13 protein-coding genes are annotated in these 14,800 nt (G+C 44.1%); 2 read left to right on the forward strand and 11 right to left on the reverse strand.

What is annotated here, in order from left to right; translation table 11 throughout:
* Positions 1-85: 85 nt before the first annotated feature.
* On the forward strand, positions 86-949 hold the full coding sequence (locus tag HMPREF1536_RS22460) for a helix-turn-helix transcriptional regulator (RefSeq protein WP_028728153.1): 864 nt from the start codon (positions 86-88) through the stop codon (positions 947-949).
* Here the strand turns inward: HMPREF1536_RS22460 and dnaB are convergent, their stop codons facing one another.
* The gene (gene dnaB, locus HMPREF1536_RS22465) at positions 950-2,467 is read right to left on the reverse strand and encodes a replicative DNA helicase (protein ID WP_028728154.1); all 1,518 of its coding nucleotides are present in this window, start codon (positions 2,465-2,467) and stop codon (positions 950-952) included. It abuts the gene before it with no gap.
* 195 nt (positions 2,468-2,662) lie between these two features.
* Between dnaB and HMPREF1536_RS22470 the strand changes: the two genes are divergently transcribed.
* Positions 2,663-3,589, forward strand: a complete 927-nt coding sequence (locus tag HMPREF1536_RS22470) for a magnesium transporter CorA family protein (RefSeq protein WP_028728155.1) — start codon at positions 2,663-2,665, stop codon at positions 3,587-3,589.
* Between the two features lie 90 nt (positions 3,590-3,679).
* Here the strand turns inward: HMPREF1536_RS22470 and HMPREF1536_RS22475 are convergent, their stop codons facing one another.
* The 10 genes from HMPREF1536_RS22475 to HMPREF1536_RS22520 form a co-directional block, all read right to left on the reverse strand.
* Positions 3,680-5,248, reverse strand: coding sequence for an Mfa1 family fimbria major subunit (locus tag HMPREF1536_RS22475; RefSeq protein ID WP_044192434.1), 1,569 nt, complete (start codon positions 5,246-5,248; stop codon positions 3,680-3,682).
* Between the two features lie 32 nt (positions 5,249-5,280).
* Positions 5,281-6,291 carry a DUF3868 domain-containing protein gene (locus tag HMPREF1536_RS22480; protein WP_028728157.1) on the reverse strand — a complete coding sequence of 337 codons (1,011 nt, stop codon included), beginning with the start codon at positions 6,289-6,291 and terminating at the stop codon, positions 5,281-5,283.
* Positions 6,292-6,304: 13 nt separating this feature from the next.
* Positions 6,305-6,835: a DUF3575 domain-containing protein gene (locus HMPREF1536_RS22485; RefSeq protein ID WP_225608043.1), complete on the reverse strand. Its 531-nt coding sequence runs from the start codon at positions 6,833-6,835 to the stop codon at positions 6,305-6,307.
* Between the two features lie 481 nt (positions 6,836-7,316).
* Positions 7,317-7,604 carry an HU family DNA-binding protein gene (locus tag HMPREF1536_RS22490; RefSeq protein ID WP_052349846.1) on the reverse strand — a complete coding sequence of 96 codons (288 nt, stop codon included), beginning with the start codon at positions 7,602-7,604 and terminating at the stop codon, positions 7,317-7,319.
* Between the two features lie 21 nt (positions 7,605-7,625).
* A complete protein-coding gene (locus HMPREF1536_RS22495; protein WP_028728160.1) occupies positions 7,626-8,372 on the reverse strand; it encodes a tyrosine-protein phosphatase in 747 nt (248 codons plus the stop codon).
* A 14-nt stretch (positions 8,373-8,386) separates the two neighbouring features.
* Positions 8,387-10,753: a GumC family protein gene (locus HMPREF1536_RS22500; RefSeq protein WP_028728161.1), complete on the reverse strand. Its 2,367-nt coding sequence runs from the start codon at positions 10,751-10,753 to the stop codon at positions 8,387-8,389.
* A gap of 12 nt (positions 10,754-10,765) precedes the next feature.
* Entirely contained in the window at positions 10,766-11,548 is a 783-nt protein-coding gene (locus tag HMPREF1536_RS22505; RefSeq protein ID WP_028728162.1) for a polysaccharide biosynthesis/export family protein, read from the reverse strand.
* 20 nt (positions 11,549-11,568) lie between these two features.
* Entirely contained in the window at positions 11,569-12,804 is a 1,236-nt protein-coding gene (locus HMPREF1536_RS22510; RefSeq protein ID WP_028728163.1) for a hypothetical protein, read from the reverse strand.
* A 34-nt stretch (positions 12,805-12,838) separates the two neighbouring features.
* On the reverse strand, positions 12,839-14,068 hold the full coding sequence (locus HMPREF1536_RS22515; protein WP_052349848.1) for a YjbH domain-containing protein: 1,230 nt from the start codon (positions 14,066-14,068) through the stop codon (positions 12,839-12,841).
* Positions 14,062-14,796, reverse strand: coding sequence for a YjbH domain-containing protein (locus HMPREF1536_RS22520; protein WP_044192436.1), 735 nt, complete (start codon positions 14,794-14,796; stop codon positions 14,062-14,064). The genes HMPREF1536_RS22515 and HMPREF1536_RS22520 overlap by 7 nt, the downstream gene beginning before the upstream one ends.
* Positions 14,797-14,800: the final 4 nt, after the last annotated feature.

The raw sequence follows: 14,800 nt of genomic DNA on the forward strand, positions 1-14,800 counted from the left end.
AAAAAGACAATTATAGCACCAAACAAACAAAAATCGATACATACTTTTGTCGAATTCTGATAATTACATAAAACTAAGACACATTATGGGGATACTTTATAAACATGAACATGTTTCCTGCAACAATTTCCGGTTACCTGCACAACGTACCTTCCAGGTTTTCTATCTTCATCCCGAAGAAAAATGTATGGAACTTGATAATTCCAGATCTATCCTCCTTTTTATTCTGGAAGGAGAAATTATGTTCAGTAATGACGCTGTCCACAAGCAGATACTACAAAAAGATAATATTGCATTGATACCCGTAGGTAGCCATTATTCCATCGAAGCAAGAAAAGCAAGTCACATACTCACCTGCCGGTTCAGCGATGATATCAGATTATGCAACCGTATTCATTTTGAATCTTTGTCTAAATACAAAAAGAGAATAGCTTACAGTCACAACACATTGAAATTCCAAGAAGAAATCCGGATTTTTTTAAATTTACTCAATAGTTATATAGAAGACGGAATCGGCTGTAAACATCTGCAGGAGCTAAAATTGCAAGAACTTTTTATATTATTCAGGGCTTATTACACAAAAGAACAACTGGCCGCCTTTTTCCATCCGATCCTTAGCCGGGATACGGATTTCAACCACTTCATTCTATCCAACTATCGGTCGGTGGCAAATGTGGAAGAATTTGCACGTCTGGCTCACATCAGCCTCTCGGCATTCAACCGTAAATTCAAAAAACATTTTAATGAACCTGCTTATCAATGGATGCTACAACGTAAAACAGAGGGGGTACTGGAAGATATCCGAAGCACGAACAAATCTTTCCTGGCGATCTCACTCGACTGGAATTTCTCTTCGCAGGCCCATCTGACTAAGTTCACCAAACAACAATGCGGCCTGTCCCCCTCACAGATTCGGGAACAGGCCGCACATGACCTAATATTCGATTAATTAAAACGGAACCTCGCTACTACTACCTTGATTCAGGAAGTCTGCTCCGGCCGGCGGTATCGGGGGCAACGGATCTTCGCTGTTCATATTCGATGAGAACTCGCGCACTGCCACATCTTCATCTATATTCATGAACTTCGCATAATCGCCCTTGAATCGCAGACGCACATCCCCTGTCGCACCGTTACGATGCTTGGCGATGATGATCTCCGCCAGTCCGACCAGCGAGTTACCACGTTCATCTTCCGTAATCTTATAATATTCAGGACGGTGGATAAAGCAAACCATATCCGCATCCTGCTCGATCGCTCCCGATTCACGAAGGTCGGCCAGCTGCGGACGCTTTCCTTCGGCTCCCTGACGGCTTTCCACACCACGGTTCAACTGCGACAGGGCAATGATCGGGATATTCAACTCCTTCGCTAACCCTTTCAACGAACGGGAGATGGTACTTACCTCCTGCTCACGGCTACCGAAAGTCATACCACTTGCATTCATCAACTGAAGGTAGTCGATGATGATACATCTTACCCCATGCTCACGCACCAGACGGCGTGCCTTAGTTCGCAACTCAAACACCGAGAGACTGGGCGTATCGTCCACAAAGATCGGGGCGTCATACAGTTCCTTGATCTTGAAGTCGAGCTGTTCCCACTCGTAACTTTCCAGGCGTCCGCTCTTGATCTTCTCACCCGGTATCTCACAAACGTTCACGATCAGACGGTTTACCAGCTGAACGTTACTCATTTCAAGAGAGAACAGGGCTACAGGGACGTTATGATTAACCGCCATATTCTTCGCCATAGAAAGCACAAATGCCGTTTTACCCATCGCAGGACGGGCAGCGATAATGATCAGGTCGGAGTTCTGCCAACCGGAAGTGATCTTATCCAACGCATCGAATCCGGTACGTGTACCGCTCAAACCTTCCTTCTGGTTTGCCGCCTTCTGCAACAACTCCATCGCGTCCTTGATGACCGGGTTGATCTGGGTAACGTCTTTCTTTACATTACGCTGGGAGATCTCAAACAATTTTCCTTCGGCTTCCTGCATCAGGTCTTCCACGTCGATCGTCTCGTCGAACGCCTTTCCCTGGATCATGGCGGTAAAGGAGATCAACTCTCTCGCCAGGTATTTCTGCGCTATGATACGGGCATGGTATTCGATATGCGCACTACTGGCCACTTTACTGGTCAGCTGCGAGATATAGAACGGGCCGCCCACCAGATCGAGTTCGCCACGTTTCCTTAGCTGCTCCGTTACGGTAAGCATGTCCACCGGTCGCTGGCTGACAGCCAGGTCTACTATTGCCGCATAGATCATCTCATGCGATTTCTCGTAAAAACATTCCGGTTTCAACAACTCACTGACAACAGAATAAGAATCTTTTTCAAGCATCAAGGCACCTAAAACGGCCTCTTCCAACTCACGTGCCTGTGGCTGCAAGCGCCCCATATCGGGCACCATATCAGGCTTTTTCTTTCCTCTTCCACTATTATTTCTAGTTCCTTCTGCCATTTCTGTATGTTTATCGGGGATCAAAATTACAATTTTTATTTGGTATTCGCCCCTTTTTTCTACCTTTGCACCCGTAAAAAGTAATTAACAAATTATGGACGACAGTATTCCGCGAGAAACAAGAACAAGTAAAAATTAGCGAGGCAGGGATTTCATATTTCCTCTGCCCGTGTAAGTAAACGAAAGGAGGCAATAATGAGATCATTTCTTTATTGTGAAGCCGGTTTTGTGGAAAAAACCAATTGGCTTCCTAACTGCTGGGTAAATGTAGAATGCCCTACCCCGGAAGATATCCAGTATCTTTTAAATCAATTTCACGTACCTGAATCATTTTTGAGCGACATTGCCGATACCGACGAACGGCCGCGTATCGAATATGAAGGAAACTGGCTGCTGACCATTCTCCGTATCCCGGTACAGAGCACGGAAAGTGGCATTCCCTTCACTACCGTCCCGATCGGTATCATTACCAACAATGAGGTCATCATATCCGTATGTTACCACAAGACAGAGCTTTTGCCCGATTTTATCCGTTACAGCCGGCGGAAAGAGCTTGTTGTACGTCATAAATACGATCTGATCCTGCGATTGATCCATTCGTCGGCCGTCTGGTTCCTGAAGTACCTGAAACAGATCAACAACGAAGTGGCACGTGCAGAAAAAGCCCTGGAGAAAAGTATCCGTAACGAAGACTTGCTACGGTTGATGAAGCTGGAGAAAAGTATGGTTTACTTCAATACGTCGATCCGTGGAAACGAAGTGATGCTTTCCAAACTGCAAAGTATCTTCCAGGAGCCGATGTATATGGATGCGGAACTATTGGAAGATGTGGAGACGGAGCTGAAGCAGGCGCACCTCACGGTAAATATCTACAGCGATATCCTTACCGGTACGATGGATGCTTTCGCCTCGATCATATCGAACAATGTGAATACGATCATGAAACGCATGACATCCATTTCGATCATCCTGATGGTACCTACGCTGATCGCCAGCTTTTATGGTATGAATGTGATTAATAATATTGAAGAGATGCCGCACGGGTTTATCTTTATAGTACTTATCTCCATTACCTTATCGGCTTTAGCGTTCTTTATTTTCAGGAAGATCAGGTGGTTCTGATATACATTAATAAAAATAGCCCCGGAATAAACCGGGGCTACAAGTTTGTTTGTACGAAAACAATAGATGTCTCCAGAAAACAATATATACTTATTTAAGGGTTGCTCCTCCGTCTCCTCCCTGATTCCGGACAATCCAGGGTAGTACATTAAAATCCATTTTCAGATAAGCTTCATATTCATCCGGTTGTTCCGGATCGATCTCCGGGGTTCCCGTGCCGAGTTCTGAGATATTGGTCACCATCAAACGGTAAATATTGTTGCGTACGATCGCAAACTCCATAACTCCCATCTCATTCTCCTTATTATTATCCAGATGCTTGATCCAATAATTATAATAGCAATAATAGCTCGCCACTTCCGGATCTTTCCGGTAACGTTTCACAAACACTTTTGCCAACTCTTCATCGGACGAGTCTTCCGTAATGCCATCCAGTCTGAATCCGGCATTTTTCATTGCCTGGATACCGGTATAAAATTTATAGTTCGCATAATAAATAACATCAGGTCGCTCATCGGTCGCCTTCTTATCCTCTCCCCAAATAGTCTCAGGTGTAAAACGAGCCTTAAACCGGACTCCGGTGGAATAAGCATTCACCTGGTTCGTTTTGAACATACAGTTTTCAAGACAGTAAAAACCATGGAACGAATTAACCGGTACAGACTGCCATTCTTTGGCAACCGTCTTCAAAGGGTAAGCATAATATCCGTCCGCATTATCGAAACCGGCAGCTCCGCTTGCTGTTTTCGAAAAGAAATAAGGATCGATCACATACCCGTTAACAGGATTTATTTCCCCGAAGTTTCCATTTGCAATGGTATAGGAAGAAGGAGCCTGGTTCGCATTCAAGACCGCCGTATGACGGAAGGTGTAAAACCAACGGCTCAAGTTGATATACTGGAATCCGGACAGGCTGATGGAAACATACTTATCGCCATCAACAGTCTTCAGCTCGTATTTCTCTTTCGACTGTCCGACCAATACCTTCGCCATAGCCCGCTCCAGATTTATAGTTATAATAGTAGGTTCTGCCGGCGGCAAAACTTCGCGGATAGTCACTTTCAAATTCGGATCCATAGTACCCTCATACAAACCGCTATTGTCGGCACGCCCTGACATCAATAAACTACCATCCTCGGTCAAAACCCCGAAGCCGTCTTTATAAGTAGATTTGTCCACCAGGTTGATAAACTCGTCCTCTGTATTGAAAGAACCTGTCACATCCCCGTTGGCAACCGTAAAAATATCATACGTCCCCGGATCTATCAAGACCCTGTTGGCCGTGTACTTTACAATATGTTCACTCTGGTTTCCGGAAGGAGCATTTTCCGGAATCTGCGGCCCTGCCGTACGCGTTATATTCTCCAGCGAGATCTTTTTATATAAAGCCTTCGTATCCGAATTAAACAGATAAACGGCAAGCGACTTTACATTATACTCATTGGCAGTACCGGTCTCATAAATACCCGAAGTTTCCGCACTGCCGGCTTTGCTCGAAGAACTGTTAGGAACGACAAAAGCAAACCGGACATTTCCTTCTCCCCCGTCTACAAAGCCGGAATTATCTTCCGGAAATACATCCGCATCGTTAATGCAGCCGGACAAACCCAGTACCAGGCATAACAGCCATGCTGATTTTGCAAAAAAGTTGTTTTTCATGTGATAAATGCTTTTAGTTAATAATTATACATTTAATGACGTTTATTATTCTCAAAAAATGCAGCCAAATTCATACCGGCCTCTTCCGACCCTTCCGCTTTTGCCGCTTTCAGCAGGCGAATGCCTTCATACAGATTCCCGGTCATCAATTCGTACACCCCTTTGCAATTTTTATAAGCCAGGGTTTCATGGGGTGCCATCCGCAGATACTCCCCGGCTGCCTGCCAGTTGCCCTGCTCGATAGCTGCCGCTGCCGCATTCAGATTGGCTACCGGATGAGCCGGGTAAATCTTTACACTCGTTTCTATTATCTGATAAAATTTCCCCGGTTCATTTTTATAACTCAACGCCACCATATACAATTCGCGTAAAGAAAGCATCTGGGGATTTATTTCCGCCACGACCCTGGCTTCTTCCAGGTTAAAATTCAATTCTTTCTGATTCCGGACATCGGTCGCATCGCTTTCCGGAGAAATGTATGAAGCCTTTAAACCGGATACATCCGAAGCCTTCGGCGAAGGTGTAACATCATTGGTTGCAGTAACTCTCTTTACCTCCGATGACCTTCCCGGTTCCTTCAGACCGACCGTTTCCTGAACAATTTCCCCGGAAGAAGCCAGCTTGTTTACCTTCAAATACAGTTCCGGCATACGCATCCAATTTTCGGAAGCCACAGACGTATGATAGACCACTTCACAAGGATATTCTCCCGACAGCTCCCTGACAAGAAAATATTTCTCCCCTTCAATACCTTTTCGTTTATTCAATACACGGTTCCGTTCATATATGCGATGTCTTTTTTTACCGTTCAGCAAGACCGGAGCAAGTTCTTTTTCCTGCCTGTTCTCTTTTACCATCGGAATAATGGTAAGCGATTCGTCTGATGTGAAATCATGGGTATTGACAATACATTTTACCGATACCACCAACGAATCACCTTTCACAAAACATGATTGCGATTTTATCTCCACATCAATATCCTTTGCATATAAGGAGTTGCTAATAAAAAATAAGCCCAACAACACGAGCGGATTAATTTTCATATTTATCGTTTTTTTATTGTATAAAGTAAATTAGAGATATGCCTATTTGTGTCGGTCCCACATAATTGGTATGCGCCTTTTCTATGCGGGGCGTTCCTTTTTCCTGCCTGTATTTATCATAACTCAGATAAGCATACCCCAAAGCAATGCTAGCTTCCAGATTCCATAACGGGCTTATCATCCATTGGTATCCGTAAGAAACTCCGGCACCAACCAGATTTCCCTGAAAACGATAATCGGATAGTATTCCTCCCCAATTAAAACGCGCATAATGAGCCTGTATACCTACAAAACTTCCCTGAAAAACTTCCCCGAACCATCTTCTGAATTCCGGTTGTATAAGCAGATGTTTCATCTTCTTGTTATCAGCAAAAGTCCACGGGTTGTAACTGATAATAGAACTGAATGAGTAGGCTTCTTTGCATTTTATTTCACCTCCAATATTCAAAGACGACGTCAAATCATAAAGCATGTTTGTTTTCACTGCTATATTCTGAGAATTCAATTCAGATAAACAACTGATAATCATTGTTATAAAAATCATGCTCTTAGGACTATAAAGCCTAATAAACATCTTACGACAGATTATCATAATAACACCAAAAACAACCATATAATTACTTTTATATCGCATATTAGATATCACAAAAAAATATTAATACTATATCAGATAATATCACTCACATTTTAACAAAAAAATAATGACTAAAATAAACGAACGTTTTTTCTAGTCATTATTCCGAGACGATAATTCAATATAATATGATTATTGCAACTTTTCGAAAAAATCACATATATTCTCCTGTAATTCAATGAAATAAAAAGATAAAAAACGCTTTGTTTTTCATTTAATATAAAATATATTTGCACCAAATAAATGACTAGAAAAAACGTTCGTTTATTTTAGTCATCATATCGAATCTTTATGAATTCAGCATAAAAAAACTCTGTATTTTCCGACTTTAATTGAAATAATATTGGAAAATACAGAGTTAAATATTCAACCGGATGAAAGCTTAAAGTAGCTATTCTTCCTCTTTATTCAATTTTCTGACCAGGTCATCCGCTGCACGAAATTTCATGGTGCTTCTGGGTGCAAGCATCAGAGGTTCCATTGTTTGTGGATTCCTGACAGGACGCGGTTTCTGAAGTATAGGAGAAAAAACTCCAAGGCCACCTATCCTCACCTTGTTTTCAGATCTAACTTCTTCAAATACCGTGTCAATGAAGGTATTCAAAACATTCCGTACAGCACTTTGCGTATACCCTGTCTTTTCAGCAATAGAGTATATCAACTCTCTTTTGTTCATCATATCTTTACAGTTTTAAAATTTTTATTCCGCCAACGATCCACTGTTCCAAAGCAAATCGTTATTATCAAATAGTTTGTAGATTTGTTGTATCTGACTTCCTGACAAATAGAGCTTTTTCAAACCTTTCTCATAATCGACCAGTCGGTGAAAATCCGAACCCACATAATCGTAATATCCTTTATCCAACAGACTCCGGGCAATCGACCGGGCTTGTTTTCCATACAGCCCGGCCAACGAGAACAAATTCAACTGGAATTTATACCCCTTGTCTTTCAGAAAAGAATAATCGTCCTGTATCATATACTGATACAGCTCCGGGTGAGCGATAACAGGCTTATACCCTTCCAGCATAAGATCGAATAAAAAGGTCAGGTATTTCTCGGGTGGCGACAAACGGGAAGTCTCCACCAATATCTGCTTACCAGGAAAAGTCAATACTTTTCCCCTCTTACGGGCATCAAAACCATTATCCAACATATATTCAGCAGCCAGATATAATTCAATATCCGCAGGACAACACTCTTTCAGAATGGAATATTTTGCCAGTAAAAGTTCTAATGAATTATTCGTACACTCTTCTGCAATATGGGGAGTAAGGAAGATCCGTTTCACACCGACCTCCCTCATTCTCTCCAATGCAGTTATCGAATCCATTAAAGACTCCGATCCCCCGTCCACATTGGGAAGCAGGTGCGCATGCACATCTGTCATTCCCTCGAGCAATGTGGTATAAAGAATGTTTCTCTTTGGTACAATCCAGGTCAACATAACAAATTCAATATTTATTTCTTCTTTTCATCCCCGTAGCCATAACCGTATCCATAGCCATAACCGTATCCATAGCCATAGCCATAGCCATAACTTGAATGGTTATAGCGTACACCATTCAGGATCAGACTCATATTCTTGAACTTATCCTGTTTATACAGTTTTTCCAACTCAGGTAGTTGCCGACGATCCATCAATCCGGCACGCAGGATATAAATGGTTAGGTCAGCCACACGATTTACAATCGCCGCATCGGCCACCAAACCGGCCGGCACATTATCCAGAATGATATAATCATACCGCTTCTTCAACTCTTCGATCAGAGTTTCCAAACGAGTACTCAACAATAGTTCGGACGGATTAGGAGGCACAGGCCCGGTATGAATAATATCCAGGTTCTCCGCAAGTTCCTCTTTCCCGATGATAGAATCTATATTATCCACTTTCCCGGATAAATAATTAGTTATCCCCATGTTAGTGGCACCACTAACATGGCTGCTAAGGGTACCCTTACGAATATCGAGATCGACCAGCATCACCTTCTTACTGGTCAAAGCAAAGCTCATGGCCAGGTTCATCGACACAAATGTCTTACCGGCATTCGGGTTGAAAGAAGTGAACATCACCACTTTCATGTCCTTCGCTTTCACACGCATGAAATCCATATTCGTACGTACAATACGGAATGCTTCCGAAATACTGTCGCGTCCGTTCTCACGCACCACTATCTCATCCTTATTCTTCTTGTCACGTAAAGGTATCTCTCCCAGGAATGGGATCGATACAGCATCTTCTATATCCTTGCGTGTACGTACAGTCGTGTTCATAACCACCAGCAACCAAATAATCCCTGACGGAATAGCCAGTCCAAGCACCACAGCCGCCAGTAGAATCATCATCGATTTTGGCGCTATCGGGTTTCTGCTCCCCTGGGCCGCATCGATGACACGGGCATTACTTTCGGTAATTGCCTGCGACAAAGCATTCTCTTCCCTCTTATTCAATAGGTAGAGATACAATTCTTCCTTAATTTTCTGCTGACGCTCAACCGACAACACATATTTCTGTTGCGTCGGTACAGCCGAAATACGGCGGCTGGTCTGTGCCTCCCGTTCCTTGATATTCTTTATTTTGATATTCAGACCGACAATCAGGTTATCGATGGCCCGGATAATAGTCTGCTTCATTGCTCCCAACGAATTGTTCAAATCCATTACTACCGGATTCTTATTACTACTGTTACTGATCAGTTTGTCACGCTTCAGTAGCAGGTTGTTATATTCGCTAATCTGGCCTTCGATATTCACATCTGCAATACCGGTATTAGCTGGTATCAGATCCGAGCTTTTATGCGGGTCTATCAGGTAATCGCGGATATATTTAGCCAAAGTCAGCTGGTTCTCCAAACCGAGCCCTTCCTGGCTGTATTGGCTGCTCTCCTGCAGATACATCCCTGTTTCGGAACTGATGTCGGTCAACTGGTTTTCCCGTTTATAGGTCTCGATATCGGCATCAACGCTTCCCAATTCTTTTTCAATAATGATCAGACGGTCATTGATAAAATCGGAAGTATTCACCGTCACCTGGTTCTTATCGTTTATCGCATCTTCATTATAGACAGCGATCAACATATTCAATACATCCTCTGCCCGTGGAATAGAAACATCCTGCAAGGTCAGGTTAATGATCGTTGCCGTTTTACTGGCTAATGCCACCTGAAGGGTATTACTGTAACCCAAAGCAACATCCACCCTGTTCTTTTTCACAACAGCCACCGGCTTGCCGAAATATTTATCCGAATAATACAAGGTCGGAGTAACCACCAGCTTTCCGATAGATGTAATCACCGTATCGTTCAACACCACCTTCAACATTTTTGTCTCGTCCGTTGAAAAATCCGACAACATCACTTCCGTCTCCGTCAAAGGTGTCACATTCAACGAAAAAGCCTGTGTCGCCTCCGCTTCCGGAAACTGCACGGCAATAGGTGACTGGGTATAGAGTTCGACCGTACGCAACCCCTCTTTCACCGTATAACCGATATCCAGGTTCAAGCGTTCGGCCACGATACTCATCAATCGCTTCGACTTGAACACCAACACTTCGTTGTCCACATTACTTTTGACATTGAACATGTTCAATTCTTCAAAAGCAGCCGATTCACTCAGGCCGCCTCCCTTCGTATTATCTTTTATCAGAACCGAAGCCGTACGCGTATACACTTTCGGCGCCCATTTCAGATACAGGAAGGCCGCTCCGCAACAAATCAGAACGGATAAAAGGAACCAGTACCAGTTAGCCAGGACAATATGGAAAAGATCTTTCAGATTCAGTTCGTTTTCTTCCCCTCTCAAATAAGTAGTTTCTTGTTCAGAATTCATTAGGTTCTCCGATTATTTAAATATTAATACCGCGATTGTCGTCAGCAATGAAATAACAGACACCCAGACACCGATGGAGTTATTCTGGTTAATGCTGCTCTGGCCTGCCTTCGCCTTGTTCGGTTCCACATACACAATATCGTTTTGCTGCAAATAATAGCAAGGAGAGTTAAATATATCTGCCGAGCGCAGGTCATGGAAAAGGATCGTACGCTTTCCGTCGTTTTCACGGATCACCCCTACCCGGTCGCGACGTCCGTAGATGGTCAGGTCGCCCGCCATGCTCAATGCCTCCAACAAGGTGATACGGTCACCGGAAATAGAAAAACTGCCCGGACGGCTAACTTCCCCCATCACAGAAATTTTAAAATTCAGAAACTGTACCGTCACGATCGGATCCTTGATCAGGTCGCCTTCAATCAGTTTGTTCTTGATCAGCTCCGTCAATTGCATACGTGTCAATCCTTCCGCATGGATCTGTCCCAGAATCGGGAAATCGATATTACCGTTCGTATCCACCAAATACCCTAATACACGTTGCTGACCATTACTGGCAGAACCTAACTGATAAGTTATCATCGGCATATTGAATGGCAATGCCAGTTCCGGATCACGACTGTTCACCATAATAGCCAGCAGGTCATCGCTATGGATAATCACTTCATATTTCTGCTCGATCTCCTGCTGTTTTAAAGGAATGACATCCTGCAGATAGATAATTTTCTTAGTAGACGTGCAGGCGGATAAAAACGCCGCCATGCAGACTACCAGATAAGTTATATATTTCACCTTCATACTCTTCTGTTTCGGATTATTTATTCAACAGAGCCACCGGAATGCGTTCCATGACTTGCCCCCTTTTCAGTTGTTATAACCAGGTCTACCCCATCGTATTTAACAACCGGAATAGTCAAAGCGACAGTCTGCCCTCCGAATACGACCGGAAAACTAAATACGGTTGTCGTTGTCCGTTCGACAATGGAAACAGTCGTTTTCATGTCGCCACTTATTCTGGCATCGCGCTTCAATGTCATTTCGCCGACACTCGGAGCTCCCCCTACCAACGATGCCAGAGTCAGTTCGACTGCACCGGATAAAGCAGTAATATCGCTATCGCTCAAACCGGCCAATTGCTTCTTTAATAAATCGCTTGTCGTTCCGTCTATTTTCCATCCCAAATGTGATGTTACGTCGATCGACTGTTCCTGCGAATCCATTTTTCCCAGGTTATCAATCACAATCGATTTCAGATTTTCAGTCTTGGAAGTTCCTTTCTGTGACGAGCAAGGCACGCCGAACGAGTGATTTGAAAAGCCATCGATGGAAGTCACATAATATCCGTTACCGTTATAATCTGCTGCTCCTGTCTCACTCCACACGCCATTCTTTTCCACATAATGTTTTACATCGGCAAAATAGACACCTTTGCCTGTCGGATTTTTCATCCGCAATTCAATCGGTTTCTCAAACGACTGGCCGTCGGGTTCACAGTTTACAGTAGAAAGACTGGCACGTACCGTACCTGCCTGAGTCTTTTTAGCACCCTCTTTATAAGCAGTTACCGTTATATCTGTTGCCGATTTAACCGCACCTGCCGGAAAGGTCAACTCGATCATCTTCCGCTTTACTTCTATCACCGTCTGTTCTACATCGGAGGAAATTGTCACCGGCGGATTTTTTGTTTCCAGCTCCTGTGACAGTAATACGATACTTTGTTTTTTAGCATCCGCCGGGAAACCGACTTCCGCCGTCACTGTCACATAGCCACTCTTTTCGAAAGTAACGATACAATCATCTTTCGATTTCATTTCCAACTGGAACGTACCATCTGCAGCCGTTGTTGCTTCAACGCTCGAAGCACTGACTTTTACACCCTCGAGAGCGTTGTTCTCCGATATCACTTTCCCGGCAATATAATAGACCTCCGCATCCAGCGGATTTTCCACAATGACAGGAGTCGGTTCGTCTTTCTTACAGGAACTAAATCCTACACCAATTGTCACAGCAAGAGACATAGCCATGCTGACAACTAAATACTTGTTCGTTCTCATTTTGTCTTCTTTTTTGTTTATAATTATTTTGATACTATTTTGACTGTTCAGCCAGATCGACCAGGTTATCTTTAATAAAATCAGGATTGTAATACCCCCGGCTCCTGTTTTCATCCGGACGTGTTTTGTAAGAGCGTCCTAGCTTCCGTGAGGTATACCAGGGGCCGGACTGTGCTTCATACTGCCAGTCGAAATATTCCGGCAAACGTACCCGCACAGCCTTATGTTTACTGCGTTTTTTGCGTGGCAAGGGAATAGCAAAATGGAAACCGCCGTTCGCCTCCCCACCGGAATACATGGCAAATACACCCACCGTCACTTCCCCGAAATGGCGGCTGCAATCCCCACGCACCCCATAATCTCCATAGATGAAGCGATGAGCCGACAGATCGAACTGCAAATTATAATACGGCTCATTATAACGTACCAGTGCCGAACCGCTGATCCTCTTCCATTGCGTCACCTCCCATTTGCCGCCGTAGAATGTAGACGAACCGGTCAGTCCTCCGGTCAACCCGAAAGCCCAGCGATCCGAATTGGTTCGATACAAAAGATCCAGGTCTGCACCAATCCGGTTCTGGTTAAAATTACCCACACTCAATGCGGCAAATATATTCTTCGGCAAACGGATCTCCTGACGCAACACCAGCATCCCGGCACGGATATAATCCATCTCTCCCACCAGGTTATTCCACACCGGGAAGATAACCTGTCCAGTGAAAGAAGCTCCTTTCCAAAGCCCCACCTCCACAGCCGGAGCGATATTCAACACCGTTCCGTATATCTTATCCAACCAGGAGTTTTGCAGTTTGACCTGCGGATACAATACCAGATCGACCTTTCCGGCCGAGCGGTTCACCGCTTTCGCCCCTTTCAAAATCTTCATCACCTCATCCGTATCGTAACTGATCGCCAGCCCCTTCATCACGGCTGCCAGCGATACCTCTTCCTGTCGGTAAGCGACCAAGGCTTCCCGACTTAACGATACTGTAATCTGAGGTATCCGGTCTTCCAATACGACCAATCGTATATCTCCTTCGACATCCGGATCATTCAGCAAAGTCCGGATCACGTCAAACAAACCGCGATAAGTACCCCGGTACACATTGTCCTCATAAGCGATACAAACCCCGTCAGCCTGTGCCACAACCTTTACATTCTCCATACCGAGACTGACAAGCCTATCCTCCACCGTCGCATTCCCTTTCCAACAGAACAGGTTGCCCAGAAGGAGTAAACAGAGTATATGATATATTTTCACCATTTAAATTCGTACCTTATCCCCGCAGAGACAGCTTTGAAATCGTAACAAAAAACATGTAAAGAGAAATGATTGAAAAGCTGTGCGGCAGCCCCTATACTAACCGCTTCCGCATTATATTCGGCCATCAGTGTAACAGGCCTCAAAAAAGCCGGACTATAACCCACTCCACCGAAAATACCTTTCCGGTAACTATCTTTACGAAACGGGATATTCCCCCCCAGGGAAAATCCCAGGTCATGGCCACCCAATGACAGATGCTTTGTCCCGACAATATATACAGACGAGAAAAAGCGGTTGCCTGCAGCATTCTTAAACATATTCAGTTCGCCGGTAGTAAACGCGTCATTCGATCCTACCACGATGGCCGGCCACCATTTCCCCTCTTTCAATGGACGAAAACGCAATGATACGGAACGATCCTGATTCCATTTACTCCCCTTCTCGAACTCCCCATGAAGCAAAGTGCAACGATAGGCCACTTCCAGGAACGGCAGGAAAGTTATATTCACAAAATAATTCCCGGTATTATACTCCCAGTTGGAAGGCATCATTGCTTCAGGCAGAAAATTAGCCCCTCCCATAAAAGTTCCGTCTGCCTGCATGTCTGCTGTCGGGATTGTCAACAACCCCGTCACTCCCAATGAATATTGAGCGTGAAGGCAAGCTGCCATCAGCAGCAAACAGGCAGATAGAACCAGTTTCTTTAACCGGATTGATATATTCATCATTGAT

Source organism: Parabacteroides gordonii MS-1 = DSM 23371 (genome assembly GCF_000969825.1).
In the GTDB taxonomy this organism is placed as follows: Bacteria; Bacteroidota; Bacteroidia; order Bacteroidales; family Tannerellaceae; genus Parabacteroides; species Parabacteroides gordonii.

What these genes read in the sequence shown, in the direction of transcription:
- HMPREF1536_RS22500 (WP_028728161.1), bottom strand. Translation starts at nt 10,753, where the DNA reads ATGAATTCTGAACAAGAAACTACTTATTTGAGAGGGGAAGAAAACGAA.
- HMPREF1536_RS22520 (WP_044192436.1), bottom strand. Translation starts at nt 14,796, where the DNA reads ATGATGAATATATCAATCCGGTTAAAGAAACTGGTTCTATCTGCCTGT.
- dnaB (WP_028728154.1), bottom strand. Translation starts at nt 2,467, where the DNA reads ATGGCAGAAGGAACTAGAAATAATAGTGGAAGAGGAAAGAAAAAGCCT.
- HMPREF1536_RS22510 (WP_028728163.1), bottom strand. Translation starts at nt 12,804, where the DNA reads ATGAGAACGAACAAGTATTTAGTTGTCAGCATGGCTATGTCTCTTGCT.
- HMPREF1536_RS22485 (WP_225608043.1), bottom strand. Translation starts at nt 6,835, where the DNA reads ATGATTTTTATAACAATGATTATCAGTTGTTTATCTGAATTGAATTCT.
- HMPREF1536_RS22475 (WP_044192434.1), bottom strand. Translation starts at nt 5,248, where the DNA reads ATGAAAAACAACTTTTTTGCAAAATCAGCATGGCTGTTATGCCTGGTA.
- HMPREF1536_RS22480 (WP_028728157.1), bottom strand. Translation starts at nt 6,291, where the DNA reads ATGAAAATTAATCCGCTCGTGTTGTTGGGCTTATTTTTTATTAGCAAC.
- HMPREF1536_RS22505 (WP_028728162.1), bottom strand. Translation starts at nt 11,548, where the DNA reads ATGAAGGTGAAATATATAACTTATCTGGTAGTCTGCATGGCGGCGTTT.
- HMPREF1536_RS22490 (WP_052349846.1), bottom strand. Translation starts at nt 7,604, where the DNA reads ATGATGAACAAAAGAGAGTTGATATACTCTATTGCTGAAAAGACAGGG.
- HMPREF1536_RS22495 (WP_028728160.1), bottom strand. Translation starts at nt 8,372, where the DNA reads ATGTTGACCTGGATTGTACCAAAGAGAAACATTCTTTATACCACATTG.
- HMPREF1536_RS22470 (WP_028728155.1), top strand. Translation starts at nt 2,663, where the DNA reads ATGAGATCATTTCTTTATTGTGAAGCCGGTTTTGTGGAAAAAACCAAT.
- HMPREF1536_RS22515 (WP_052349848.1), bottom strand. Translation starts at nt 14,068, where the DNA reads ATGGTGAAAATATATCATATACTCTGTTTACTCCTTCTGGGCAACCTG.
- HMPREF1536_RS22460 (WP_028728153.1), top strand. Translation starts at nt 86, where the DNA reads ATGGGGATACTTTATAAACATGAACATGTTTCCTGCAACAATTTCCGG.